At 51.8% G+C, this 23,848-nt stretch carries 25 protein-coding genes and 2 pseudogenes; 14 read left to right on the top strand and 13 right to left on the bottom strand.

Going from position 1 to position 23,848, the window contains the following annotated elements; translation table 11 throughout:
* Complete coding sequence (locus tag HA50_RS30490; protein WP_084881120.1) at positions 1-894, bottom strand: LysR family transcriptional regulator; 894 nt, start codon at positions 892-894, stop codon at positions 1-3.
* An 86-nt stretch (positions 895-980) separates the two neighbouring features.
* Here HA50_RS30490 and HA50_RS31965 point away from each other — a divergent pair.
* Together HA50_RS31965 and HA50_RS31960 are read left to right on the top strand one after the other, a co-directional pair.
* Positions 981-1,325, top strand: a pseudogene (locus HA50_RS31965) (carboxymuconolactone decarboxylase family protein); the annotation flags it as partial.
* A gap of 84 nt (positions 1,326-1,409) precedes the next feature.
* Positions 1,410-1,775, top strand: a complete 366-nt coding sequence (locus HA50_RS31960; RefSeq protein ID WP_244193737.1) for a carboxymuconolactone decarboxylase family protein — start codon at positions 1,410-1,412, stop codon at positions 1,773-1,775.
* A 226-nt stretch (positions 1,776-2,001) separates the two neighbouring features.
* On the opposite strand, the gene HA50_RS30480 is transcribed toward HA50_RS31960, so the two are convergent.
* From HA50_RS30480 to HA50_RS30450, 7 genes and pseudogenes are all read right to left on the bottom strand, one after another.
* The gene (locus HA50_RS30480; protein WP_244193729.1) at positions 2,002-2,676 is read right to left on the bottom strand and encodes a fimbrial assembly chaperone; all 675 of its coding nucleotides are present in this window, start codon (positions 2,674-2,676) and stop codon (positions 2,002-2,004) included.
* Positions 2,677-2,692: 16 nt separating this feature from the next.
* The gene (gene stbD, locus HA50_RS30475; protein WP_420872895.1) at positions 2,693-3,988 is read right to left on the bottom strand and encodes a fimbrial usher protein StbD; all 1,296 of its coding nucleotides are present in this window, start codon (positions 3,986-3,988) and stop codon (positions 2,693-2,695) included.
* A gap of 37 nt (positions 3,989-4,025) precedes the next feature.
* Positions 4,026-6,593: a fimbrial outer membrane usher protein gene (locus tag HA50_RS30470; RefSeq protein ID WP_084881116.1), complete on the bottom strand. Its 2,568-nt coding sequence runs from the start codon at positions 6,591-6,593 to the stop codon at positions 4,026-4,028.
* Positions 6,565-7,330, bottom strand: a pseudogene (locus HA50_RS30465) (fimbria/pilus periplasmic chaperone). The gene HA50_RS30470 and the pseudogene HA50_RS30465 overlap by 29 nt, the downstream one beginning before the upstream one ends.
* Before the next feature lie 57 nt (positions 7,331-7,387).
* On the bottom strand, positions 7,388-7,933 hold the full coding sequence (locus tag HA50_RS30460; protein ID WP_084881115.1) for a fimbrial protein: 546 nt from the start codon (positions 7,931-7,933) through the stop codon (positions 7,388-7,390).
* A 21-nt stretch (positions 7,934-7,954) separates the two neighbouring features.
* Positions 7,955-8,569 (bottom strand): LuxR family transcriptional regulator, encoded by a 615-nt coding sequence (locus tag HA50_RS31955; RefSeq protein ID WP_244193728.1) that lies wholly within the window; start codon positions 8,567-8,569, stop codon positions 7,955-7,957.
* A 689-nt stretch (positions 8,570-9,258) separates the two neighbouring features.
* Entirely contained in the window at positions 9,259-10,149 is an 891-nt protein-coding gene (locus HA50_RS30450) for a LysR family transcriptional regulator (RefSeq protein WP_244193727.1), read from the bottom strand.
* Between the two features lie 136 nt (positions 10,150-10,285).
* On the opposite strand from HA50_RS30450, the gene HA50_RS30445 reads away from it, so the two are divergent.
* Positions 10,286-11,608: a nucleobase:cation symporter-2 family protein gene (locus HA50_RS30445; protein WP_084881113.1), complete on the top strand. Its 1,323-nt coding sequence runs from the start codon at positions 10,286-10,288 to the stop codon at positions 11,606-11,608.
* Positions 11,601-12,077, top strand: coding sequence for a nucleoside deaminase (locus HA50_RS30440; protein WP_084881112.1), 477 nt, complete (start codon positions 11,601-11,603; stop codon positions 12,075-12,077). Before HA50_RS30445 ends, HA50_RS30440 begins: the two co-directional genes overlap by 8 nt.
* 50 nt (positions 12,078-12,127) lie before the next feature.
* Here the strand turns inward: HA50_RS30440 and HA50_RS30435 are convergent, their stop codons facing one another.
* A complete protein-coding gene (locus HA50_RS30435) occupies positions 12,128-12,721 on the bottom strand; it encodes a MerR family transcriptional regulator (RefSeq protein ID WP_084881111.1) in 594 nt (197 codons plus the stop codon).
* A gap of 451 nt (positions 12,722-13,172) precedes the next feature.
* Between HA50_RS30435 and mdcA the strand changes: the two genes are divergently transcribed.
* From mdcA to mdcH, 8 genes are all read left to right on the top strand, one after another.
* Entirely contained in the window at positions 13,173-14,828 is a 1,656-nt protein-coding gene (mdcA, locus tag HA50_RS30430; protein WP_084881110.1) for a malonate decarboxylase subunit alpha, read from the top strand.
* Complete coding sequence (locus HA50_RS30425) at positions 14,828-15,694, top strand: triphosphoribosyl-dephospho-CoA synthase (RefSeq protein ID WP_084881109.1); 867 nt, start codon at positions 14,828-14,830, stop codon at positions 15,692-15,694. The genes mdcA and HA50_RS30425 overlap by 1 nt, the downstream gene beginning before the upstream one ends.
* Positions 15,695-15,703: 9 nt before the next feature.
* Entirely contained in the window at positions 15,704-16,003 is a 300-nt protein-coding gene (gene mdcC / locus HA50_RS30420) for a malonate decarboxylase acyl carrier protein (protein ID WP_084881108.1), read from the top strand.
* Positions 15,996-16,832: a biotin-independent malonate decarboxylase subunit beta gene (locus tag HA50_RS30415; protein ID WP_084881107.1), complete on the top strand. Its 837-nt coding sequence runs from the start codon at positions 15,996-15,998 to the stop codon at positions 16,830-16,832. Before mdcC ends, HA50_RS30415 begins: the two co-directional genes overlap by 8 nt.
* Positions 16,829-17,617, top strand: a complete 789-nt coding sequence (mdcE, locus tag HA50_RS30410; RefSeq protein ID WP_084881106.1) for a biotin-independent malonate decarboxylase subunit gamma — start codon at positions 16,829-16,831, stop codon at positions 17,615-17,617. Before HA50_RS30415 ends, mdcE begins: the two co-directional genes overlap by 4 nt.
* 131 nt (positions 17,618-17,748) lie before the next feature.
* A complete protein-coding gene (locus HA50_RS30405; protein ID WP_084881105.1) occupies positions 17,749-18,708 on the top strand; it encodes an AEC family transporter in 960 nt (319 codons plus the stop codon).
* Between the two features lie 2 nt (positions 18,709-18,710).
* Positions 18,711-19,316 (top strand): malonate decarboxylase holo-ACP synthase, encoded by a 606-nt coding sequence (locus HA50_RS30400; protein WP_084881104.1) that lies wholly within the window; start codon positions 18,711-18,713, stop codon positions 19,314-19,316.
* Positions 19,313-20,224: a malonate decarboxylase subunit epsilon gene (gene mdcH / locus HA50_RS30395; RefSeq protein WP_084881103.1), complete on the top strand. Its 912-nt coding sequence runs from the start codon at positions 19,313-19,315 to the stop codon at positions 20,222-20,224. Before HA50_RS30400 ends, mdcH begins: the two co-directional genes overlap by 4 nt.
* On the opposite strand, the gene HA50_RS30390 is transcribed toward mdcH, so the two are convergent.
* Both HA50_RS30390 and HA50_RS30385 read right to left on the bottom strand, forming a co-directional pair.
* Positions 20,206-21,153, bottom strand: coding sequence for a LysR family transcriptional regulator (locus HA50_RS30390; RefSeq protein WP_084881102.1), 948 nt, complete (start codon positions 21,151-21,153; stop codon positions 20,206-20,208). The genes mdcH and HA50_RS30390 overlap by 19 nt on opposite strands.
* 264 nt (positions 21,154-21,417) lie before the next feature.
* Positions 21,418-21,750 (bottom strand): gamma-glutamylcyclotransferase family protein, encoded by a 333-nt coding sequence (locus tag HA50_RS30385; RefSeq protein WP_084881101.1) that lies wholly within the window; start codon positions 21,748-21,750, stop codon positions 21,418-21,420.
* 149 nt (positions 21,751-21,899) lie between these two features.
* Here HA50_RS30385 and HA50_RS30380 point away from each other — a divergent pair, with 149 nt between their 5' ends.
* A complete protein-coding gene (locus HA50_RS30380) occupies positions 21,900-22,154 on the top strand; it encodes a hypothetical protein (RefSeq protein ID WP_084881100.1) in 255 nt (84 codons plus the stop codon).
* A gap of 33 nt (positions 22,155-22,187) precedes the next feature.
* On the opposite strand, the gene HA50_RS30375 is transcribed toward HA50_RS30380, so the two are convergent.
* Together HA50_RS30375 and HA50_RS30370 are read right to left on the bottom strand one after the other, a co-directional pair.
* A complete protein-coding gene (locus HA50_RS30375; RefSeq protein ID WP_084881099.1) occupies positions 22,188-22,874 on the bottom strand; it encodes a RipA family octameric membrane protein in 687 nt (228 codons plus the stop codon).
* A gap of 111 nt (positions 22,875-22,985) precedes the next feature.
* Positions 22,986-23,291: a HigA family addiction module antitoxin gene (locus tag HA50_RS30370; protein WP_084881098.1), complete on the bottom strand. Its 306-nt coding sequence runs from the start codon at positions 23,289-23,291 to the stop codon at positions 22,986-22,988.
* Positions 23,292-23,452: 161 nt separating this feature from the next.
* Between HA50_RS30370 and HA50_RS30365 the strand changes: the two genes are divergently transcribed.
* Entirely contained in the window at positions 23,453-23,806 is a 354-nt protein-coding gene (locus HA50_RS30365) for a DUF1428 domain-containing protein (protein ID WP_084881097.1), read from the top strand.
* Positions 23,807-23,848: the final 42 nt, after the last annotated feature.

The raw sequence follows: 23,848 nt of genomic DNA, 5'->3' as shown, positions 1-23,848 counted from the left end.
TCACTCGCTCCTGACCATCTCAAGCAAAGCCTGTAAGGCGGGCGATGTATTGGATTTGAGAAACGCCACGCTAACACCGATTGACAGCGTGCTGGGTTGCGGTTTCAGTTCGCGAAACACCACCCCCTGTCGTTTAATATTCTTCAATGATGAGGGGATCAGCGCGAACCCTTTCCCCTCGGCAATCAATCCCAGCAGGATGTGATGATCTGGCGGTTCTGGCAGCATCGTTGGCCGGAAAGCGATTTTATCGAAGAATGACTGGCAATAATCATAAAAGCCGGGATTCAGCGGACGCTCAAACCAGAACATGGATTCGTGGCTGAGATCGCTGAAGCTCACTTTGCGTTTACGCGCGAGGGCATGATGCGCAGGCAGGGCCACCACCATCGATTCCCGGTGAACGACTTCTGTAGCAAGCTCGGCGGTATCAGTATGTAAACCAATAAACGCCGCATCCATGATGCCATTCCTGATATCCCGCACCAGGTTGATTGAGTGATTGCCTTTGGTAATGAGCTGCCATTGGGGAAAGCGTTGTTGAAAGCGGGAAAAAACATCGGGAAATACGCTTCTGTCAAAAACAGTGGTGTAGCCAATAACGATTTTTCCCTGAGTCGCGTCTTGTGCCGATCTGGCCGCCGCAATCGCTTTTTCTGCCTGTGCCAGCGTGCGTTTCACTTCCGGAAGAAATTTTTCTCCTGCCGCTGTCAGCGTGACACCACTCCCGGTGCGAATAAATAATTCAACGCCCAGCTGTTCTTCTAATTGCCGGATTTGTCTGCTGAGCGGTGGCTGAGAAATATGCAGACGCCGGGCGGCACGCCCGAAGTTACGCTCCTCACTGACGGCAAGGAAGTAGCGGAACTGGCGAAGATCGATAGAAGTATTCATACCAAAAAGGTATCACAGAAAGGGTATTCGCCACATCCTTTCGCGGGTTGTAGAGTTCATCAACTTAACCATGTCAGGAGAGAACTATGTCAACATCAACTCGCTATGATTCAGGTCTGGCAACGTTAAAGCAGGTTGGCGGAGCCGACTATGATGGTCCACTGAATCAATTAAAAGATGTCGCACCGGATCTGGCCCGTTTCACGGTTGAATTTTGCTATGGCGAAATCATGTCACGCAGCGAGCTTGACTTGCAGACCCGTCAGTTGAGTACCGTCGCGGCTCTTGCGGCCATGGGGAATGCGCAGCCACAGCTCAGGTATCATATTGCCGGAGCGCTTAATGTAGGCTGTGAGCCTGAAGCGGTTATTGAAGTGATCATGCTCAGTGCGGTCTTTGCGGGTTTTCCTGCCGCCGGGAACGCCATACTGGTGGCTAAAGAAGTGTTAGCCGATCGTGGCGCCTGTTTTCAGCCCGTCATTCAGGCTGCCCCTGATGACCGTTACGCAAGCGGAATGGCGGCACTTGAGGCCATCAGTGCCGGAGCAGGTAAAAACGTGACGCAAAGCCTGATGGAGATAGCGCCTGACCTGGCCCGGTTTGTGGTTGAGTTTTCATACGGGGATATCTTGTCCCGGACGGTGATCAATAATCGCACGAAAGAGCTGGCCATTGTTGCCATGCTGACTGCGCTCGGCACGGCTCAGCCGCAGTTAAAAGTGCATATCAGCGCCGCGCTTAATGTTGGGGTAACACCGGAAGAGATTACAGAAGTCATACAACAGATGGCGGTTTATGCCGGATTCCCGGCTGCGCTTAACGGTATCTTTGCGGCGAAGGATATTTTCAGTCGCTGGAATGAAGCAGTAACTGAAGATTAATCAATCTTTAAAGCTGGCGTTCACGTCTTAAAAAGAAAAAACCCGCGAATCGCGGGTTAAAATGCATCAGATTCGAAACCAGGAAAACTCTCGTTCGCAGCACGTTGCTGTGTGTCTGCTTTGCGTCGCTATAATAGCAACGACCGAACAGATGTAAAGGTAATGTTAAATGAAGAAAATCGACCGTGATGATTAGTTTTTTCATCAGATAATTCTTAGTTCTAAGTTAAACAAGAGGCAACATTTTTGCGGAGTAATTCACCGGATTACCATTATCATCGATCACGTCATATTTAACTTTCTCACCCGGTTTGAGAGCCTCCTTGACTGGCACTATCAGCTGAGATTTGGGTTCAATAAGAAGATTTTTTAACATCTCGTGACTGCCGACGCTGACATTAATGCTCATGTACCAGGGAGTGGGGTTCTTTACAACTAACTCCCTGTCTTTAGTCAGAAACTGGATTTTTGCTGGGTCGGCAATTTGCGGTGCATTCAGCCCCTCAGGTCGTATAAATACCTTGAGCCGAATCCGCAAGGGCAACACCACTTTCTTCTCAACTTTATTCAGATCGCTTTTCAGTGAAGGTATCTGATAAATGTTCAGCCAATAGAGGCTTTCTCTGTCAGCAGGAATAGCCCCCCTTGATGTTAACATCAGGCGCAATGAACGGAGTTCACCGGGAAACATCTTCATAACAGGTGGTAAGGCGATCACCGGGGTTCTGCTTTGATCTGGTGAGGCATTGATGTCGCCATCATCGGTCCATACCTGCACAATTGTCGGGCTTTCACTGCTGTTAACTAAATTAATCGACTGCATATTCGCCGTGGCATTAAAAATAACCCGGGTTTTGTCGACATTGACCACCGCAGAGGCATTAAAAGTGACCATCGTCATTATTAAAATCATCGCCTTACTGAAAACTGATGACAACTTGCAATTGCGCATTGACTGTTCCTGCTGTAATAGTTTGCCCATCGATGGCTTCCAGTGAAGCGGTGAAGTCCCCGCTATAGATGCTGGTGGAGTCCGATGAAACCAATGTGGTGAGATCTTTGTAGGCATACCATCCTCGGGTATTTCCTGTTCCCGTGCTGGTGAGGTCTGGCAGCAGGTTTATTGCGGTGCCATTACTGTTATAAATTTTAATTCCCACGCCGGAAGCCACGCCGCTACTGCCATAGTGGGTATCAAGCAACCAGGTGAGCCCGCCGCCAGAAGTGGCCAATCCCAGATTGGTCGCTTGGATGACAGCGTTCGATTGGTTAACTAAAAAACCCATCGCGACATTTGCTGAGCTTGAGGAAGAGGTATTGGTGCTGGAAATAGCCCCTGATTCACATTCAATACTGATTGAGAAGGGGGCCTGACTGCTGCCACCGGCCGAAAGCGTACTAATACTGACCGTAGGCAAAAGGACCACGGAGGGATAATCCCTCACTTCACAAAGTGCGCCACGCACATAGGTCACGTCACTGTAGCTGCTCCAGGTACCTGGCCAGTTGCCATACCAGCCATAAAAATAGCTGGCGCTGTCCATTCCGACCGTAAGACTATTGGTATCCAGTCCCGGGCCTTTAAATGCAATATATCCCCTCGGTTGACTCCTGGAATCAAGCCAATAGTTATCGGAGTTAGCATAATAAGTCGTAGAGTCAATCTTAAACATTTCATATAACACGTTGCTGAAGGCGCTTGCCGGGATATAAATATAAGTACCATCGGAGTACCAATCATTGGCTGTTAATTGTCGTTGTTTCCAGTAACGGCTGTAATATTCGCCAGTGCTAAGGTTGGTCATGCGCACGGCAACATTTTTAGCCTGATCGTAATAGGCTCCATCGACTTCAGAGGTCGTATATCTTCCGGTATAAGCATCATCGCCATTGGTTGCATACATTTCATATAAACTATCGGCGTCGGCGACATCACAGCGATATAAAATCTGATTGGCTGTGTACGCTGTATTACTGGCCGAGGTCAGGAAATTACCGACAGCGCTTGCCAGCAATGTGCCAGAAGCCTGGAATGTGCTGCCACTGTTGATGCTTATCACCGCGGGTAAGCCTATGTTGCCATTGCAGGTATCACAGGCTCCTGTCCAGGACGTTGCCGTATATCCTGCCGCAATCGCGGCAGAAGATAAGGAAGAGGAACTGGTGATTTTGGTACAGCTCGCCTGTATTGAGAAGCTAATAAAGTAAAAAATAAGTAATATGGGGAAATAAATTTTTAAACGCACAGGGTTATTCCTTGCTGCATGAGCTATTGAGGTGAATAATTCCTTCGTCATTGTGTCCCGTAATCTGATAATTGACGTAACAGGTGCTATTAGCCGAATCACTCCAGTTCACTTTTAATGTGCCGGAATCATGGGGTACGCGTGCATACAACTGTCCGCCCTGGCCAACAACACCAATTAATGTATTATCGGCATCACGAACTTCAGCGCCCATTGGGGGAACCTCATCATTGCGCATAGTCAGATTAATTAACACCGCTTTACCTCTGATGGTTGCGAAGTTAATTTTCGCCACTGCACCGGCATAGGGCACAACGCGCTGGCTACCACCACTCAGTTCTGCATCGGAACGCATATTCAGCGTATCGAGACTGACCGTATTGGCACGATAAGGTGTCAGAGAGGGCAGAATGGCGTAGCCGAAGCTATCGACTACCGCGCCCTGACCGTTGCGCACTGCTGCACCTTGAGCACCATCAGCATGTATTAAGGCAAATGTATCGCTGGTGTAAGGGCCGAGGGTGACCCCGCCGCTATGAATCAGGATGGTTCCTGATGCTCCCAGGCCTGCCTGCCGATAGTTACTTCCCTGACCATAATTGGCACGGAAGTTACCCACGCGCGTATTCTGCTGCACGCTGCCACCAAAGGTGGTGGAACTGCTGTTGCCGTCTACACGGTCCTGATCGGCACCTGCGTAGACCGAATAGGTAAAGTCGCGGTTTTGTCCGGCGGAACCGGTTAATGAAATGGTTGAGGAGCGGGTTTCCTTCGATTGGTTATAGTTGTATGCCACTGACGACAGGTTGTTGCCCCAGTTCAGTGGAATAGAAATATTCAGAGAGACGGTATTTTCCGTGTATTTCTGTTTGCTGGAGTCATCATCGGAATCATTGACGCTGACGTTATAGCGATCGTAACTATAGGATGTGCGTTGCCGTGCGACATTGAAGCTATAGCTGATCTTTTTCCAGGTATTGCTGTATCCCATCTGCAACTGGGTAATACGTGACTGATTATTATAGTAATCTGCTGTGCTGGCATTCAGGCTAACCATCCCCAGACCATCAAAAGACTGGCTGAGGGTGGCGGATAAGCGATTGCGCTGATGCAAAGTATCGGAGTAGTAGCTGACGCCTGACTGGTTCTGGCGCCTCACGCCCAGCACATCTTCCAGGTCTCTGAACCCGCTGGTGGAGTAACGGTAAGCGGCCAGCACCAGGTTGGTCCCGGTCTGGAATGTTTTGCTGTAGCTGACTTCGGCACGCCAGCCGGTGACATTTTTATTTTGCTCGGCTTTGGCATCGGAGAAAGTGGTATTAATACCCAGCGCACCTGCTTCGGTTGCCAGCACGCCACCCAACAACCATGCCTGGTAGTCTTTGGCCAGCCGTGAACCTGCGGTTGCGGTCAGGCGGTTGCTGATACCTTTCTGCAGAATCCCTTCAAAGAATGCATTATCAACTGAGTAATACTGTCTTACCCGGCCCAGAGCGATTGAGTAGTGCCAGTTTCCGGGGCGTACTGAATCCGGAACAGAGGAGTAGGGCACGGTAAAAGTCGAGGTTTTACCATTAGCTTCAATCACCTCTACTTCCAAATCACCCTGGCTGCGGGTGTTATACAGACCGTTAATGACAAATGGACCAGGAGGAACCGTTGTCTCGTAGATCACTTTGTTTAACTGTTTGATCACCACGCGTGCGTTAGAGGAGGCGACGCCCCGGACTTCAGGCGCATAACCACGCCTCCCCTGTGGCCACATGCGTTCATCAGTCGCCAGTTTGATACCATTAAAGGACAAGCTGCCGAAAAGTGAGCTTTCGGTATAGTTGTCGCCAATTGACATCAGGCTATTGATGCTCTCCAGCGGACGCTGGACCCAGGTTTTCACCGCATTGTAGCGATAACTGCTGCCGCTGCTGCTGGTCTGGAGATAGCGTAAGTTTCCCTGGTGACGAAATTGCCAGTTGGCAATATTGGTGCCAGCCGTAATACCACTCCATAGATATTGATAGCTGTAACCGGTACCTGGATTTTCCGTCCAGGTATAGTTGGTGTTATGGCGAATAAATAAGGCCGTCATCCCATCATCCCACTCAGCAGCTGGAATATATCCTCTGGGGGGGCTCTGGAGATCGGCCATTGGAATCATCAATTGCAAGCGCAGGGAGGACTGGTCAAATTCCCACTTTCCGGTTTTCACCCACCATGAAAGGGGATGGCATTGATCGTCGTTTTTGCCATCTGGCATTGTTTTGATTTGCATTAACTTAGCGATGGAATCAGGAATACAAGGTTCAGATTTGTTCCCGGCATTACTTGCCGCGAAGTTGATCTTTACGCCGGATTTGATCAGTTGGTTGTTAAGGTAAATATCGACCAAATAGTTTCCCGCAGGTGTGCTGCTCTCATTAAATTTCTCAAGATTCTGGCCAAAGGCCGAGCCTTTGAAGAGGGATGAATCAAAATAATACTCATCACAAAAACCTTTGGCTGGCAAATACGTGGAAATACTTAAAGCGAAAAAAGTGAATTTAACGTTACTGCACTTCAACCGTATAATTTTCACTTATCCTTGCTCCCTGATCATTAATAGCAGCTAGCGATGCCACACCCGCACCCTGCAAGTGTTTACCCGAAGCCGGAAACCAAAATATTTGTTTAGAAAATGGTGCGACCATGTCTGGTCGGGCTTGAAATGTCTGGCCTGCAATTTTCAGCGATACGGTAACAAGCGAGGTATGCCACGGCTGTGGATTATCAATCTCAAGACCATTGCCTTTTTTTGCTGTCCCTGATGTGCCGAATTTTGAGCCCGTCTAAAATATTGCCCGGCTTACCGACAGCCGCAGGGCGGTAGAAGATTTTGATGCGATTACGCAACATCACCATCATCGCATTTTGTTGTGTCGCGCCTGCCAGATTTGCCGGAGGGATTTGCAGAACGTTAAACCAGAAAACCGATTCTCTATCCTGAGGCAGGGATTTATCACCGCTAAAAATTACCCGAACAATCTGGCCTGATTTGGGTTGAATACGAAATACCGGTGGCGTGACAATAAACGGCGTCTGAGCTGTCTGTTCCGGTCGGGAGTCGATATCACCGTTATCAAACCATGTCTGCATGACATAAGGCAGGTTGTCGTTATTTTTTAACTGCACATCTACTGACTTAGCATTCGCCGGATAAATAATACGACTTCCCTGTATGGTGACGCTGGCTTCAGCCGTTACTGAAATAAAGCATGACAACAATAAAAGGGTCAGAACTGTTTTGAATAGAGAGAGATTACGACTGACAAACATACCTGGGTTCTCAAATAGAAAAAGTGCGTATCCTGTAACCGATACGCACCAAAAAAATTACTGATAGCTCACTGCATACTGGAGTGAAGCGACAACCGTACCTGCTGTAGGCACGCCTGTAGCGTAATATTGGACGCTATAGTTGGCGCTGGATTCGGTTTCACCCGTAGCCAGGGTGAGGTCGCCGCTGGCGGTGTATCCGTCAGTCAGGTCAATCACCGCGTCTTGCGGGTCCAGAATCTGAACTTCAACATTTTGCGCGGTTCCGGTGTTGGTCAGGTTGCCGGTTGAACTGACGTTATTACCGACAAAAACGGTTGATACGCTGGTTGATGCCGTTGAGTCTCCAGTACAACCGGTCAGGCCCATGGTGAAGGTGGTTTCACCGGCAGTATCACCACTGGCCGCTAAATCAGTGGTACTTACTGTTGGCATCAGTACAACCGGTGACGTGGTGTTGCCATTGACGGTGACGGAGCAAGTCTCAGCGGTGACTTCGCCCTGGAAACTGATGGTGTTATCAGAGGCTGAATACGCAAAACCCGAAACCAGACTTGCGCTCATGATCAGTGACAAACATGTTTTCGTTACTTTGTTAGCCATCGAATAGTTCCTTTATCTCTATTATCTTGAAAGAAGCTTATTAAGACTGATACCGGTTTTTCTGCGGATAGAGTCTTTCATGTTATAAATTTTCTTAACATCGACCATCAATTCTCTGGAAATCGAAATGAGTGATCGATCATTAACGACCAGATCGAGAAATCTGACCTCATCTTTAGTTAACGGATTTCCTTTATACTTTCCTCCTCCCTTTATGCCGTAATAGGAATAATTAATTGACTTCTTAATTTCTTCAAGACTTTCCCGACCAGTGATTACGGTGCTGATTGCCTGATCTTCTCGTTTCCAATAAAGAGCGAGTGCCTCCATAGGGGCGTCACAGATCAGAATAATATTCAGTTTTGTCAACCTGAGATAATCTATCCAATTTCTATTGGTGAAATAACGCAGGTTCCTTGCTGAAAAATCAACAAATATACACCCTCTGCAAAATACGCTTTCGTACTGGCCGCTAACAATCGAAAGTACCCCTTTAGTCATGAAGTAATTTCTACCTGGCCATACGGCGATCTTCTGTAGGGGACACCGGTTAAGCAGGTCTGTTGCTTCGCCTGTAAGCTGACAACCAAACTTACAACTGACGCAGCAAATGTCCTCTCTGGTTATGTTTTTCATAAGCTGATCTCGACCGCTTCGTAAGAGAGTTGAGATGATCCTAAGGTTTTAATCCTTCCAATTCAATGGGTTAAAATGAGTCGTGTTTTTGTGGTCTGGGAAAATTCTTAAAGGTAGCCGTAAGCATTTAATGAGAGATGTTATTGAGTTTTCGTAATTTAGGCTTTATCTAAAAGAGTACATAACTCTAATTAGGTAGGATAATTCTGAGTTGTGTAGGATATTTCCGGGGAAATTTAAGTTTTGATCAATAAAAAAATCGCATTATTTGCTAAAGTTTTTTTCACGATTTCGTTCCACCGCATTAAGCATTTTGGCGGATTACTTAATTGTTGAGCGGCGTATCTCAATGATAAATATAATAATAAACTTCTCCGCATGACGTATGCAGATATTTTTCACGGAAGTTGGACTTTTGTTTCGTGAAGTTTATCGTAATTATTTTTTTGAAATCGTTGATTAAAAAAAATAGTCATGTCTGCACGTTAATGCAGAGTGAATGTGTGGTTTTGTCTTCGTCTTTTATCTAAAAGTGTGATGGTGGTGAAGGTGGGTATTTATTAGTTTGTTCCTTTTGTAAAAAATCGTCATTCCAGCTGGTTTTATTTCCGAACAGTGATTAAGCGTAACGACAAGTAACTAACTCTACAGGCAAGCTTGTGCTGGGCCGTAAATAGCGTGCATTCCCCTCAAAGGGTAGTGCTATTTCCGGCATGATCTTTTTCGATAATTTTATTTTTAAGTAACCGATCAATTAACCAACTCATGGCGCGTCCGGCGCGTTTTTTTCGCGACCACAACAGGTCTACTCCGACAATCCAGTCCGTATGCGGATACTCCTTTTGCCGTAGCTCAGTTAATACCCCTGTCTCCAGTTCGCGCTGGACAAAAATGCGTGGAACCGAAGCCCAGCCGAGTCCGGCAAGGGCCGCATCGATCATTGCATTGTAACTCTCGACACGCCAGACCAGCGGGCTGCCGAGATATTCGGTGCTGGGGATAGTTTTCTGATGTTCGCCAAAGGTGATATGTCGCCAGCGGTGCAAATCGGCAAACGACACCGGCAACCGTTGCGCGAGCGGATGTTCTGAACTGACCACGTGCACCATGACAAGCTTGCCTAACTGGGCGAACTCAATGGCATCGCTGTCCACCGGACGCGACATGGAGATACCGACATCCACTTCATTTTTCCGCACCATTGCTTCTACATCACCCTGAAAGGGTTCCCGGACATGGATATCCACCTCGGGAAAATGCATAGCAAATTCGTATAGCACGGCGGCGACCGTCTTATAGGGAACTTCGATCGCCAGGCTGACATGCGCTTCGGTTTCAATGTTGAAGGCACTGACACGCTGCTCCAGTGCATTGCATTGCTCCAGAATAGTTTTGATGTACTCACGCAAGGTGTTGCCTTCCGGGGTAAGGCTTATCTGGCGGGGCGTACGGACAAACAGGCTGAGGTTAAATTCGTCTTCAAGATTGCTCATCGCCATATTGACCGAAGATTGTGAGCGCTTCATCACGCGGGCGGCCGCTGAAAATGAACCGGACCTCGCGACTTGTTCGAAGGTCATAAGTTGATCCAATGAATACTTCACGTAATGCCTCATCTTTCAGTTTTATTGAAAGCAGCTGATTATCGGTTGCCATTTTTAATTACATATAGTCGAACGGTCGTTCAGTCAACGTTTTCATTTTTCAGGGGGCAGTATGGAAAGCGTGTTAAATAGCGAGCGGGCGGATAACCCATTGACCTTAAGGCGTATTTTGACGCTGGGATTCCAGCATGTATTGGTGATGTATGCAGGTACGGTGACGGTTCCGCTGATTCTGGCATCGGTGCTGAAACTCTCGGGCAGCGAAACCATCGTGTTGATCAATGCCTGTTTACTGACATCGGGCTTAGCCACTATTTTGCAATCGCTGGGGGTAGGGCGTTTCGGTGCGCGCCTGCCTTTAATCCAGGGGTGCTCTTTTGTGGTACTGGGGCCGATGTTGATGGTCGGCCAGCAATATGGCATCACCTCGGTATTTGGTGGCGCGATTGCCTGTGGCTTATTTACCTTACTGGTTGCGCCGATTTTCAGTCAACTGGTGAGGTTTTTCCCTCCGGTAGTGATTGGTTGTGTGATCACCCTAATCGGCATATCGCTAATGCCCGCCGCTGCGATTTGGCTGGGAGGCGGCAATCCGGACGCCCCAGATTTTGCCAGCGTCGATAAGCTGTTGCTCGGTGCCGGAACCTTGATCATTACCCTGATTTTCTACTGCATGACGCGTGGGGTGATGCGTAATTTCAGTATTCTTTTTGGCCTGTTTTGCGGTTCCGCGCTGGCCTGGGTGGCGGGCATGACCCATTTTTCTGCGGTCTCCAGTGCGGGGTGGTTGGGTTTGAGCATGCCATTCGCCTTTGGCCTGCCGGAGTTTCATTTTGCGCCGATACTGGTGATGTGCCTCTCGATGCTGATTGTGATGACGGAAACCACCGGCAATGTTCTGTTAATCGACAAACTGATTGGGCAGCCGACAACCTCACGCCGTCTGGCGGATGCGATTCGCGCTGATGGCTTGTCCACCCTGCTCGGTGGCTGCCTGAACAGCTTTCCCTACAATGCATTTTCGCAAAATGCCGGGCTGATCATGCTGACAAAAGTGACCAGTCGGCTGGTGCTGATTGCGGCGGGAGCCATTCTGGTGGGGCTTGGCGTGTTTCCTAAGCTGGGTGCCATCATTGCCGCCATTCCCAGCCCGGTTTTGGGCGGGGTAGGGATTCTGATGTTTGGTATGACCATCAGCGCCGGGATTCAGGAGCTAAAGAACACGGATTTTAATAATGAAAAGAACATATTAATCATCGCTGTCTCGATTGCGGTGGGGATCGTACCAATGGCTTTTCCGGCAATTTTCCATGCCTTGCCTCCGTCGTTAAAACTGATTTTTGACAGTGGTATTTTCCTTGGCGGCTTCACCGCCGTGCTATTGAACGCGGTACTGAATCGCCAGGCCTCGCAAACGGAGCGCACCCATGCTTAATGATTATGATATTGAATTTATCCGCTTATCCAATGAGGTGGGCAGACGTGCGATTGCGCTGGGAAAACACCCGTTTGGTGCGGTACTGGTGGCGCCAGACAATAAAACCGTGCTGCTGACACAATGCAATATCGATAGCGTGAACCATGCGGAATCGACCCTGGCGCGTAACGCGGCGACAAATTTTTCTCCGGAGTATTTGTGGCAATGCACGCTTTATACCGCAGTCGAACCCTGCTGTATGTGTGCCGGGACCCTCTATTGGGCGAACATCGGGCGGGTGGTGTACGGCATGAGCGAAGCGCGCTTGCTGGAATGCACTGGCAGCCATGAAGAAAACCCAACCATGAGCCTGGCAGCGAGTGAAGTTTTTGCGCATGGGCAGAAAGATATACGCCTTATTGGGCCGATCCCGGCGCTGGAAGCCGAAATCTTTGGTTTACAACAATCATTCTGGCAGAAAAGATAAATGACAAGGAGGTTCTGCGGAACCTCCTTCTTTGGCTAAATATCATGCCCTTAGCCCGGTAAAACAGTAGTCACACGATTAACTGTGCCAGGATTATTAACCCGGTGAGAATTAAACTCATTCGTTTTTAATCCCAGGCTACCGTGAAATGAAAATGCCGGTTGCTGTAAGGATTTCAATCTTTTCTGGACTGTACAGGGGTATTGGGTAATACAGGCCAACTCTCTGATCGTTGCGACAGCAAATTGGTGGTTCTCCAGATGATTTATTGCAGAAGCAGGTTGATGAATCAACGGGATAAACAAATATTTTGTTAAGTCATAAAAACAATAAGTCCTGGTCAGTTTTCTCAGGTGGGCATTAATAGCGAAGCGGCTATGATTGTCTATTAATGCCCGCAGTTCTCTCTGCCTGATCGGCCAACCGCTGGGGCGGTAACGCCATGAATCATTGAGAAGTTGTTGAATTTCTTCCAGCGTATCGCCAGATGATGTCAGTGCTTTAATTACACGGATATCATTAAGACAGGCATCACTAACCTGTTGTGTTAAATCTATTTTAATCAGGTTATTTCTATGCCAGTTACGTAAAATCTCAGGGCAGAGATGGGTTAGTCGGCACACTTCATCTGTTGTATATCGCATATTACGTACTCTCCGGGAAAACTATAAACAGAACATCAACACGCCTCTATCATGCTTTGATAATTTATTGGTGGATTGATCGCGATCATAATACCTATTAAGAGGTAATATATTTCTGCTGAAAATTTTTGGACACAATTAATTATTGGAGCTGTGAGTAATTGTAAAAATTAAATATAGCGCTTCGCTTAATAACTGGCACAAATTCGTCGCGGCGTGATTAATCGTGCTGTTTTATTTTCGACATTGCCAAAAGACGCGCAATAAATTGCGCCGTTACGGAGTGAGTAAAAATGTCCGCGTCCTTGACCCACATCAAACTTTTTAACATTCAATCATTACTCTCAGGCTAACGATTTGCTCCCAGGCTTGATTGATGAAATCCGGCCTGAAGACCAGACTCAATCCAGTTGCAGCAATCATTGAGATTCGCTAATTCAGGAGGTTAGTCATGTCATCAGGACAGAATACGCCACGTGTCTGGAATACGCGGCGCATCGAAAAACAGCGGAGACTGGCATCCGTACCGGTAGCGGGCAAAGTGCTTCCGGGCGATCAACTGGTAGAAATGCTTGAACGGCTGATTTCATCAGGTGACCGGGTGGTGCTGGAGGGGAATAACCAGAAACAGGCCGATTTCCTCTCCCGCATGCTGGCGCAGGTCAATCCCGCTAAGGTCAACAATCTGCATATGATCATGCCGAGTGTTGGTCGCAGTGAGCACCTGGATATTTTTGAAAAGGGCATCGCCCGTAAACTCGATTTCTCCTTTGCCGGTACGCAAAGCTTACGTATCTCCCAGTTGCTGGAAGATAACATTCTCGAAATCGGTGCCATTCATACCTATATAGAGTTGTACTCGCGTCTGTATGTCGATTTAGCGCCCAACGTCGCGCTGATTGCCGGTTACAAAGCTGACCGCAAAGGCAACCTGTACACCGGCCCCAGCACCGAAGATACCCCGGCGCTGGTGGAAGCCGCCGCCTTCCACGATGGCATCGTCATTGCTCAGGTGAATGAACTGGTGGATGACGAATGCGATCTGCCACGCGTTGATATACCCGGTTCGTGGATTGACTACGTGGTGGTGGCAGACAAGCCTTTCTTTATCGAACCGTTGTTTACCCGCGACCCACGGCTGATTAAACAGGAACATATCCTGATGGCGATGATGGCCATCAAGGGCATCTACGCCGAGCATCAGGTGCAGTCACTTAACCACGGTATCGGTTTCAACACGGCGGCGATTGAGCTACTGCTGCCAACCTACGGCGAACAACTCGGCCTGAAAGGCAAAATCTGTAAACACTGGACCCTCAACCCGCACCCCACGCTGATTCCCGCTATCGAAAGTGGCTGGGTGGAAAGTGTGCACTGCTTCGGTGGTGAACTGGGGATGGAAGAGTACATCCGTGCGCGTCCCGATATTTTCTTCACCGGTGCTGACGGTTCCATGCGTTCCAACCGTGCCATGTGCCAGCTTGCCGGGCAGTACGCGGTCGATATGTTTATTGGTTCCACCTTGCAGGTGGATGGTTCAGGTAACTCCTCCACCGTTACCCGTGGCCGTCTCGCGGGCTTTGGTGGCGCACCTAACATGGGCCACGATCCACATGGCCGTCGTCACGCCACACCGGCATGGCTGGCGATGATCAACGAGCCAGATCCGCTCCAGCGTGGTCGTAAGCTGGTGGTGCAGATGGTAGAAACCTTCCAGGCCGGGGTGAAACCGACCTTTGTAGAAAAACTGGATGCGGTTGAGGTGGCGAAGAGTGCCGGTATGCCGCTGGCTCCGGTGATGATCTATGGCGATGACGTCACCCATGTGCTGACGGAAGAGGGTATCGCTTACCTGTATCGCGCCACCAGCCTTGAAGAACGTCGGGCGATGGTGGCGGCGGTGGCGGGTATCACCGATATCGGCCTGGGTGTGGATGCGAAACGCGTTACCGAACTGCGTCGCAGCGGCAAAGTGGTGTTCCCGGAAGACATCGGTATTCGCCGTTCGGATGCCACCCGTTCCCTGCTGGCGGCGGGTAGCGTTGCTGACCTGGTTGAATGGTCAGATGGCCTTTATAACCCGCCCGCTAAATTCCGGAGCTGGTAATGAAACGACTCTCACCCACACCGGTTGAACATCGTCTGCAATGGCTGGCGCAGGTGGCGACCGATTGCCTGATTGAAGAAGTGAACCTCACGCCCAAGCCTGGGCTGGTTGATCGTCGCGGTAGCGGTGCACATCACGATCTCACGCTGGCATTGATGGAGCAATCCGCCCGCAGCCTGACTCCGACTTTCTACGCGCTGGCGCAGCAAAGCTGGCAACGTCCGGCGGATATCGCTCTGCGGGAAACCATCGGGCAACTGGGGCGTGAAGGTGAGAGACACATGATGATGGCGACCGCCGGGGTGAATACGCATCGGGGTGCCATCTGGGCGCTGGGATTGCTGGTCAGTGCCTGCGCCATGCAGGCAGGGGCGGGCAACCCTCAGCGCATCTGTGAACTGGCCGCTCAGCTGGCAACCTTGCCGGATCGCGCCGCGCCAAAAACCTTCAGCAAAGGCTTACGGGTGGTGCATCGCTTCCGGGTTCCCGGTGCGCGCGAAGAAGCGCAGCAGGGCTTTCCCCATATCACCCGACTGGCGCTGCCGCAGTTGCAGGCCAGCCGACGTAACGGGGCCGATGAAACGGCGGCGCGCATTGATGCGCTGATGGCCATTCTGACTTCTCTGACCGATACCTGCGTATTGCATCGGGCCGGGTTGCCAGCGCTGCGCGCTCTGCAGAACGGCGCGCGTCAGGTCCTGGCCGCCGGGGGTTATGCGCAACCGGCAGGGCGCAGGGCGCTGGAAAAACTGGATAACGCGATGCTGGGGTTCAACGCCTCACCGGGCGGGGCCGCCGATTTACTGGCCGCCACCTTGTTTCTTGACCGGATCACGGGCGCTCACGCATTGCCACTCAATGAATAAGAGGTAGCTATGGAACACATAACGTTGTCATACCCGTCCAGCCGCACGCTCAGCGGTAAGGCGCTGGCGGGGGTTGTGGGATCGGGTGATATGGAAGTGCTGTTTACGGCTGACGATAAAAACGTCCTGAATATTGCGATCACCACATCGGTAAACAACAGTCAGGCGCGCTGGGAAGCGCTGTTTAACCGCCTGGCGCAGCTCACTGATTTGCCTGCGGGCCAGCTGGTGATTCATGACTTTGGCGCTACACCGGGTGTCGCACGTATCCGTATTGAACAGGTGTTTGAGGAGGTCGCTCATGCGTAACGACAGCAGTTTTATTGAGTTACGGGCGCGGCAACGGGCGCTGGCGTTACTCGACGCAGGCAGCACCCGCGAGTTGCTCGATCCCTTCGAGCGTGTGATGTCGCCGTGGCTGGAAAAGCAGGGCATTGTCCCGCAGGCCGATGATGGCATGGTGGTGATGAAAGGCACCCGCAACGGTAAACCTACCGTGGTGGTGGCTATCGAAGGCACTTTCCAGGGCGGCAGCATGGGCGAAGTGTCCGGGGCTAAAATGGCCGCGGCACTGGAACTGGCTGCCGAAGACAACCGTAAAGGCATTCCGACGCAGGCAATTCTATGCCTCGAAACCGGCGGCGTGCGTTTGCAGGAAGCCAACCTTGGCCTGGCAGCGATTGCCGATATCCATGCCGCCATCGTTGACCTGCGGCGTTACACCCCGGTGATCGGCATCGTTGCCGGTACGGTGGGTTGTTTTGGCGGTATGTCGATTGCCGCAGCGTTGTGCAGCTATTTGATCGTCACCCGCGAAGCACGTCTGGGTCTGAACGGTCCGCAGGTTATCGAGCAGGAGGCCGGGATTGAAGAGTACGACTCGCGCGACCGTCCGTTTATCTGGAGCATGACCGGCGGTGAAATCCGCTATCAAAGCGGATTGGTGGAGGCGCTGGTGGGTGATGGCGTCAATGCGGTGCAGGCTGCGGTGGATACGGCGATCGCGCAGGGCGTACCGGCGCAGCATCGTAGCGACAACTATGCCTTCTATCTGGATCGTTTATCCCGCTTTGATACGCAGCAGCAGGCCAGTACGGCCGTGATTCAACAGGTCTTTGCACCGGAGGTGAACAAATGAGCGCAATGAACAGCCGTGGTGAACTGTGGTTTAACCAGCTGACTGCCGGAGCAGAAAGAATGTCGGGCCTGTGCCCATCGGTGCTGGCAGCTGATGCTGACGGTGTCCGTTATATCGCCGTGATCCCGGATGCGCACAATCGTTACCCGCGCGCCGCCAAAGGCGAGGTAGGGCTACTGGAAGGCTGGACGCTGGCGAAAGTGGTGCATCAGACCATCGCCGCCGATGCCGACAAGCCGACCAAACGCCCGATTGTCGCGGTGATTGATGTTCCCAGCCAGGCGTATGGCCGCCGTGAAGAAGCCTTTGGTATCCACCAGGCGCTGGCGGGTGCGGCAGGTGCCTATGCCCAGGCCCGTCTGGCCGGACACCCGGTCATCGGGTTGATCGTCGGTAAGGCAATGTCCGGGGCGTTTCTGGCGCACGGGTATCAGGCCAATCGTCTGATTGCCTTCAATGATGCCGGTGTGTTGGTGCATGCGATGGGTAAAGAATCTGCCGCCCGTATCACGCTGCGTACCGTCGAAGCGCTGGAAAAACTGGCGGCGACCGTGCCGCCGATGGCCTACGACATCAGCAATTACGCCACCCTGGGCCTGCTTTCTTCTCTGCTGAACATTGCCGACCCGGATGCACCGAGCGCGAGTGACCTCCAGCGGGTGCGCGACACCCTGGCCGCCGCGATTGAGGATGCACGCCGTGATCCACGCCGTGGTTCCGGTGAGGTAGCCGCCAATCGTCAGGCTTCAGCGCAGGTACGCGAACGTATGCGCGCCGCCTGGTAATAAAAAATAAAAAAAGACTTACCTGCCGGATAGCGACAGGACCGGGTGTGTAATCCACGCCCGGTGACCTGAAGCATCTGTTAAATGAACACCATCGCGTCAGTATTCACTCTTCTAATAACAGGTGATTTATGACTTACGTGATTCTTCATGCCCTTGCACCCATTTTTGTCATCATGCTGTTGGGTTTCTGGGCTGGCAAAGCCGGGATGGTCGATAACAAGAACGTCTCGTTACTCAATATTTTTGTGATGGATTTTGCCTTACCGGCGGCGCTGTTCAGTGCCACGGTGCAAACTCCCTGGAGTGGTATCGTTGCGCAGATGCCGTTGATTGTGGTGCTGACCCTGGCAATGTGGATTGCCTATGCGGCGCTGTATTTCATTGCGGTTGGCGTGTTTAAAAAGTCTCCGCAGGATGCGGCCGTACTGACGCTGACCGTCGCGCTGCCCAACTATGCCGCGCTCGGATTGCCGATTCTCGGCAGCGTAGTGGGCGAAGGTTCTACGACTTCGCTATCGGTGGCGGTTTCCATCGCCTGTGGATCCGTGCTGATGACGCCGTTCTGTCTGCTGATCCTCGAACGTGAGAAAGCGCGTGCTGCCGGTGAAACACAACGTTCAACGCTGGCTATGCTGCCGGTACTGATGTGGCGTTCAGTGAAAAAACCGATTGTCTGGGGACCGTTGCTGGGTGTGGTGCTGTCAGCATTTGGTGTGAAAATGCCTGACCTGCTGCTGGCGTCGATTAAGCCGCTGGGCCTGTCAGCCACCGCTGCTGCCTTGTTCCTGACCGGGGTGATCCTCTCGGCGCGTAAACTGAAAATCAACACCATGGTGATCAGCTCCACCGTCACGAAGTTGCTGATTCAACCGGCGATAGCCTGGGGAATTGTGCTGGCCTTTGGTCTACACGGCACCGTCGCGGTCACTGCGATTCTGATGATTGCGCTTTCCGCCGGTTTCTTTGGCGTGGTATTTGGCAACCGTTTTGGCGTGCAGTCGCCGGATGCGGAAGCGGTGCTGTTGCTTAGCTCGCTGCTGTCGATTCTGTCGCTGCCGCTGTTTATCTCTTTAACCGCAGGAATCTGAAAATGAACTTCGCCGCACGTCCACATGACCTCCTCTGGCTGCGCCATGATGCAGCGCTACTTGGGGTAACAGAACCCTGGGTGGCGGAACTGTGGAACCATCAGCAACCGGTGGTGGTGCGGCGTGATGTGATGAAGGACGGGTTGATCCCGGTTGGCGTGCGCGGTCAGGCACGCCATCAGCGGGCTGCGGCCTGGGTCGCCCCGCATGATGTGATGCACATCATCTCACCAGAAATGCTGGTGGTCCCGGCGAAGTTAAATGACCATCCGACGGTGCAGGCGCTGGTGATGTTGCGCCAGCAGCCCTGGCCGTGGGAATGGGGCGTTACCGGCAGTACCGGCTTCGCACTGGCTACCGCGTTGCCGGTATTACATCGGGATAGTGATTTGGATCTGCTGATTCGTGCACCACAACCCCGGCAGCCAGTAGATTTTGCCCGCTGGCAACAGGCGCTGTCATTGTTGCCCTGTCGCGCTGATACCCAGATTGAAACGCCGCAGGGTGGTTTTGCCCTGAATGAGTGGCTGCGTAGCGGACGGGTATTGCTGAAAACCGCGCGCGGGCCGCGCCTGACGGATAACCCCTGGGCGGAGGAGACGCCATGAAAACCTTATTTACTTTCCCCGGCCAGGGCGCACAACGGCCGGGCATGTTAGCCGAGCTGCCGCGCGATGAAACCTGGCAGCTGGCGCAGGATATACTGGGTGATGAACTGGCGACGCTGGATAGCCAGGAAGCGTTGCAGCACACCCGCGCAGTGCAGCTGGCGTTATTGATTGCCGGGGTGTCAGCCGCACGACGGTTGGTAGCCCAGGGCATCGAGCCGGATATGGTATGTGGTCTGTCGATTGGCGCTTATCCGGCGGCGGTGATTGCCGGGGCGCTGGATTTTGCTGATGCCCTGCGGCTGGTCGCCCTGCGTGGTGACTTAATGGAAAGCGCGTATCCGCATGGTTATGGGCTGACGGCGATCAACGGCCTGCCACTGGAACAGGTGGAACCACTGGTGGATAACCAGCACAGTTTTATCGCCAACATCAATTCGGAATCACAAATTGTGATCGCCGGTAGCGAGCAGGCGATGCAATCCGCCGGTGATGCGGCGCGCGCGCGCGGGGCGCGTTGTGTCCGACGTCTGACGATCAGCGTACCCTCCCACTGCGCATTACTGGCTGAACCGGCGAGTAAGCTGGTGGAATCGATGAAAAGGGTGAGCCTGCAACGTCCGCGTTGTGCTTACCTGAGTGGCAACAGCGCGCGCGTGCTGTGGCAGCCGGAACATATTGCAGATGATCTGGCGCTGAATATGGCGCGCCAGGTACGCTGGCATGAAGCGATGGTCGCGGCTGAGGAGCGCGAAGTGCGGCTGGTGCTTGAAATGCCGCCAGGCGGGGTGCTGACCGGGCTCACCCGCAGCACGCAGCCGCAGGGTGAGTGTCTGGCGCTGGAACGCAGCAGCATGGAACTGGTGCATCATCTCTACGCCCGTCTGCATCAGGATGAGGGGCGCTGAGCCTTATTTTGCAGGCTTAAGGCATACATACGACCTTCTGCCACCAGCGCCAGCAGATTGGGATCATGTTCGCGGTTGCGGGCAAAGACGATGGCGATTTGCTGGCGCATCTGATACGGCTCGGCCAGTTTAAGAAACTGTAAATCGTGTTCGTATTGTTTGCGCATCCGGCCCGGCACCAGTGAATAGCCCATCCCAGCCTGCACCAGACTCAGCATGGAAAAGATATCATTCACCCGCGTGACAATATTGGGTTCGAAACCGGCGACATGACAGGCTTCCTGGAAGCCGGTAAAGGTGGCGAATCCTTCATCCAGCGAGACAAACGGCTTATCGCTGTAGTCGCTCAGATCAATATCTGCTGTTGAATCGCGCTGCTCGGCGGTGGGCACTGCCAGATAGATATCATCCTGAAACAAACCTACCTGCTCAAACACCTTCTGGTCGATTTCGGTTTCCGTCACCGAGATGATCATCGCGTCCAGCTGATTATTTTGTAACATGCCCGTCAGCACCTGATTCGAACCCATGGTCAGGTTCAGCTCCAGCTCGGGGCGGCGCAGCTTCATATTCATAATCAGGCGCGGCACGGTATCCAGCGACAATGAATAGAGGGTGCCAATACGCAGATGCCCCAGCCCGATACCCGCCGTGCGTCGCGTCTCCTCCAGCCCCTGGCTCAGAGTTTGCAGCGCTTCATTGCTGTATTCCAGCAACGTCCAGGCGGCGGGCAACGCCACCAGATTGCGCCCCTTGTGGGTAAACAACGGGCAGCGCAGGCTCTCTTCCAGCGTATGTAGTGCACGATGCACGCTGACCGTGCTAATGCCGAGAGTTTCTGCCGTGCGGGCCAGATTCTCGCTTTCCATATAGGTGCAGAAGATAAAAAGCTTACGCACCGTCAGGTCGTTATCGAAATTGAGTTTCATGGATAAAGGCTTAAAAATGAATACGCTGGTTATGATACACGTTTCATTTTTGTCATGCGGGCATGATTATGCGGAAGTATTGATGGTTCGGCGGGTGTGGAAAAAACTAAGGGGCCGACGCAGCAACGTCAAGCCCCCTATGACAAACCACAAACGTAAGTAGTTTTTCCGGCGGTCACGGTCTCTACCCACCGTGCCGTCGTTTTTTAGTATCAATATGGTCAATGGTTCCGTCAACCGTATTTTTTGCGGACCGGCAAAATGTTACTCAATCCGCGGCTGCAACTGATACACCCAGGCCGCCACCTGCTGGCCTTGTGACGTCGTGACATCAACCTCGACCCGGTCATAGCCGTCTTCAAACTCATCCAGCATCGGCCAGTGGACATCCAGCTGATCTGACAAAAACAAATACCCCGCCACGCGCGGGCCGTTTTTATCCAGCACGATACCGGGGAAATCTGCCGCTGCGCCCCAGCCACGTTCGTAGAAGGTGCCGGTCACAAAGCCCTCCAGCCAGTCGCCGCCGATGTTCTCCAGAATATGTGCATTGGAACGGCCTGGGCACAGCGTGCCGTAGACAAATAAAGGTTTCATTTTCCCTCGTAAAATCAAACAAAAGAACCACTTTAGCGCCCGTGATGCGGGATGTCACCTGCACCACCGGGAAGCTGATAAGCAAAGTCTATCGCATTGAAAACCAATAACGTCTGGCTGGTGACGGGCAGGGTGCGAATAATCAGGTTATGACTATATATCGCGTAAGAGTGGGGTTTCATAACCCTTCAGCCCTGACTTTCAGGCAGCTTGATGAAATTCTCGAACCACAACGTTTCTGGCGTACCGAGCCTGACAGTGGCCGTTTCCGTTATTTCACCGAATATGAATACCAGTCTGAGGTGCGGGACCTGTGTTCGGTATGTTCACTGGCTTATTCCCAGGCCTGCCGGGTGAAGCGTTGTCCCTTAATCCTGGTGGAGGTGATCGCGGAAGCGTGCTGAATCGAAAAGTGCGATTCAGCACCGTTACGAGGCTTACTTTTGCTCTTTATCGTCGTCAGCAGGGACGAGAGGTTCATCAACCTCGCTCTGCTTACCGGATTTCAACAGCTGAATATCCAGGATCACATAGGTCATGGTGGTAATAAACAGCGAAATAACGCTGCCGATCACGCCACTGGTGGTAAAGGTGAAGAAGTTATACATCACCACCCAGGTCAGGCTGATAAAAAGCGCCAGGGAAGTCATGATCGCTGAGAACGAGTAATGCGTGGTGCGTGCGCCCATCGCGTTAATCTGCTGGCTCAGATTGTTGCCGGTATATTTTTCCAGCAACAGGATGCTGCGTTCCCAATTGCGCGCGCGGCGTGCGCTGCTGCGGGTAAAAAATAGGAACAGCAGCGAGAGGAAAAAACCAGAAAAAGCGATGAGAACCGGCACCGCTTCCAGTGCATACGCGATGCTTTTATGGCTGGTGTCTTTGGTGCTGAGATCCAGCGTGAGCGATGCACCCAGCGCCGCGTAGAGAAATATAAATAGCACGAGAAATATTGCACCGCGTTTCCAGTTCAGCTCTGCTTCCTGGTTTACCTGCTGACGTGCCACCTGTAGCGCCTGCCGCAGCGGGTTGGCCTGAGCGGATTCCGCTTCAATACTGTCAATTTTTTCGCCAAAGAAGCTATGAATAAAGGGCTGATCGGCCTGTTCGATGGGTATACGCATAAAATTCCGTGTGACTGAACGAAGGTGACTGAAAGTTTAACGCATTGAGCAGGTTAAAGGGACTGGTGAATAAAAGTGGAATGCCCGTGTGAACGGGCAGGATTTAGATCGTTAGCCGACTTTATGTAACGGTCTGGGTTTATAACTGGTGTTCAGTACAGACAAATCGACAGTCTTTTGCGCCCGTTCCAGGTCATAAACCGCCTGAATTCTTAACCACATCTCGGGGGTGCTACCCAGCACAGCTGCTAGTTTGATTGCCATTTCTGGCGTGATGGCCGTAGTACCAGAGATCATACGAGAAGCGGTTGATGGTGCGATAGCCAATGCACGTGCCAGCTCCCTGACTCCAATATCAAGATCTTCCATAATGCCCGAGATAATTTCACCGCCATGTGGGGGGTTATGCATACTCATTAGTGATAATCCTCATAAAATTCTGCTGTGATTTTACCCTTAATCATCGGCATATTGCTGGTCGTTTTGCGGCCCATCACGCAAATCCGCTTTACCTGGCTCACGTACACTGGACCTCGCGATCATCACCGATCGCGCAGTTGACGACGGAGGATTTGTGTATGTCCTATGTTGATGGATTTGTTGTGGCGGTTCCGGTAGACAACAAGGAGGCTTATGTGGCGATGGCGGCGAAAGCCGCGCCTTTGTTTAAGGAGTTTGGCGCGACGCGCATCGTTGAATGCTGGGCAGATGATGTGCCGGACGGTAAAACCACCGGCTTTCGCATGGCGGTAAAAGCGGAAGAGGACGAAACGGTGGTGTTCAGCTGGATTGAATACCCTTCGAAAGAAGTGCGTGATGAGGCTAACAAAAAACTGATGGCCGATCCGCGGATGAAAGAGATGGGCGAAAATATGCCGTTTGACGGCAAGCGCATGATTTATGGCGGTTTCGCTCCGCTGCTTGATGAATGAGGCGGCCCTGCTGGCTGTGCGGCGTGCCGCCAGCCATCCCCG

The organism is Pantoea cypripedii (assembly GCF_002095535.1).
Taxonomy (GTDB): domain Bacteria; phylum Pseudomonadota; class Gammaproteobacteria; order Enterobacterales; family Enterobacteriaceae; genus Pantoea; species Pantoea cypripedii.
The sequence above is the reverse complement of the archived record's forward strand: the minus strand, read 5'-3'. Positions and strand labels throughout refer to the sequence as shown.

Coding starts and splice junctions, on each gene's coding strand:
- mdcC (WP_084881108.1), top strand. CDS start 15,704: ATGGAACACATAACGTTGTCATACCCGTCCAGCCGCACGCTCAGCGGT.
- HA50_RS30445 (WP_084881113.1), top strand. CDS start 10,286: ATGGAAAGCGTGTTAAATAGCGAGCGGGCGGATAACCCATTGACCTTA.
- HA50_RS30460 (WP_084881115.1), bottom strand. CDS start 7,933: ATGGCTAACAAAGTAACGAAAACATGTTTGTCACTGATCATGAGCGCA.
- HA50_RS30370 (WP_084881098.1), bottom strand. CDS start 23,291: ATGAGTATGCATAACCCCCCACATGGCGGTGAAATTATCTCGGGCATT.
- HA50_RS30375 (WP_084881099.1), bottom strand. CDS start 22,874: ATGCGTATACCCATCGAACAGGCCGATCAGCCCTTTATTCATAGCTTC.
- mdcA (WP_084881110.1), top strand. CDS start 13,173: ATGTCATCAGGACAGAATACGCCACGTGTCTGGAATACGCGGCGCATC.
- HA50_RS30440 (WP_084881112.1), top strand. CDS start 11,601: ATGCTTAATGATTATGATATTGAATTTATCCGCTTATCCAATGAGGTG.
- HA50_RS30385 (WP_084881101.1), bottom strand. CDS start 21,750: ATGAAACCTTTATTTGTCTACGGCACGCTGTGCCCAGGCCGTTCCAAT.
- HA50_RS30415 (WP_084881107.1), top strand. CDS start 15,996: ATGCGTAACGACAGCAGTTTTATTGAGTTACGGGCGCGGCAACGGGCG.
- mdcH (WP_084881103.1), top strand. CDS start 19,313: ATGAAAACCTTATTTACTTTCCCCGGCCAGGGCGCACAACGGCCGGGC.
- HA50_RS31960 (WP_244193737.1), top strand. CDS start 1,410: ATGGCGGCACTTGAGGCCATCAGTGCCGGAGCAGGTAAAAACGTGACG.
- HA50_RS30405 (WP_084881105.1), top strand. CDS start 17,749: ATGACTTACGTGATTCTTCATGCCCTTGCACCCATTTTTGTCATCATG.
- HA50_RS30425 (WP_084881109.1), top strand. CDS start 14,828: ATGAAACGACTCTCACCCACACCGGTTGAACATCGTCTGCAATGGCTG.
- HA50_RS30365 (WP_084881097.1), top strand. CDS start 23,453: ATGTCCTATGTTGATGGATTTGTTGTGGCGGTTCCGGTAGACAACAAG.
- mdcE (WP_084881106.1), top strand. CDS start 16,829: ATGAGCGCAATGAACAGCCGTGGTGAACTGTGGTTTAACCAGCTGACT.
- HA50_RS30480 (WP_244193729.1), bottom strand. CDS start 2,676: ATGACGATGGTCACTTTTAATGCCTCTGCGGTGGTCAATGTCGACAAA.
- HA50_RS30400 (WP_084881104.1), top strand. CDS start 18,711: ATGAACTTCGCCGCACGTCCACATGACCTCCTCTGGCTGCGCCATGAT.
- HA50_RS30490 (WP_084881120.1), bottom strand. CDS start 894: ATGAATACTTCTATCGATCTTCGCCAGTTCCGCTACTTCCTTGCCGTC.
- HA50_RS30435 (WP_084881111.1), bottom strand. CDS start 12,721: ATGCGATATACAACAGATGAAGTGTGCCGACTAACCCATCTCTGCCCT.
- HA50_RS30390 (WP_084881102.1), bottom strand. CDS start 21,153: ATGAAACTCAATTTCGATAACGACCTGACGGTGCGTAAGCTTTTTATC.
- HA50_RS31955 (WP_244193728.1), bottom strand. CDS start 8,569: ATGAAAAACATAACCAGAGAGGACATTTGCTGCGTCAGTTGTAAGTTT.
- HA50_RS30450 (WP_244193727.1), bottom strand. CDS start 10,149: ATGACCTTCGAACAAGTCGCGAGGTCCGGTTCATTTTCAGCGGCCGCC.
- HA50_RS30380 (WP_084881100.1), top strand. CDS start 21,900: ATGACTATATATCGCGTAAGAGTGGGGTTTCATAACCCTTCAGCCCTG.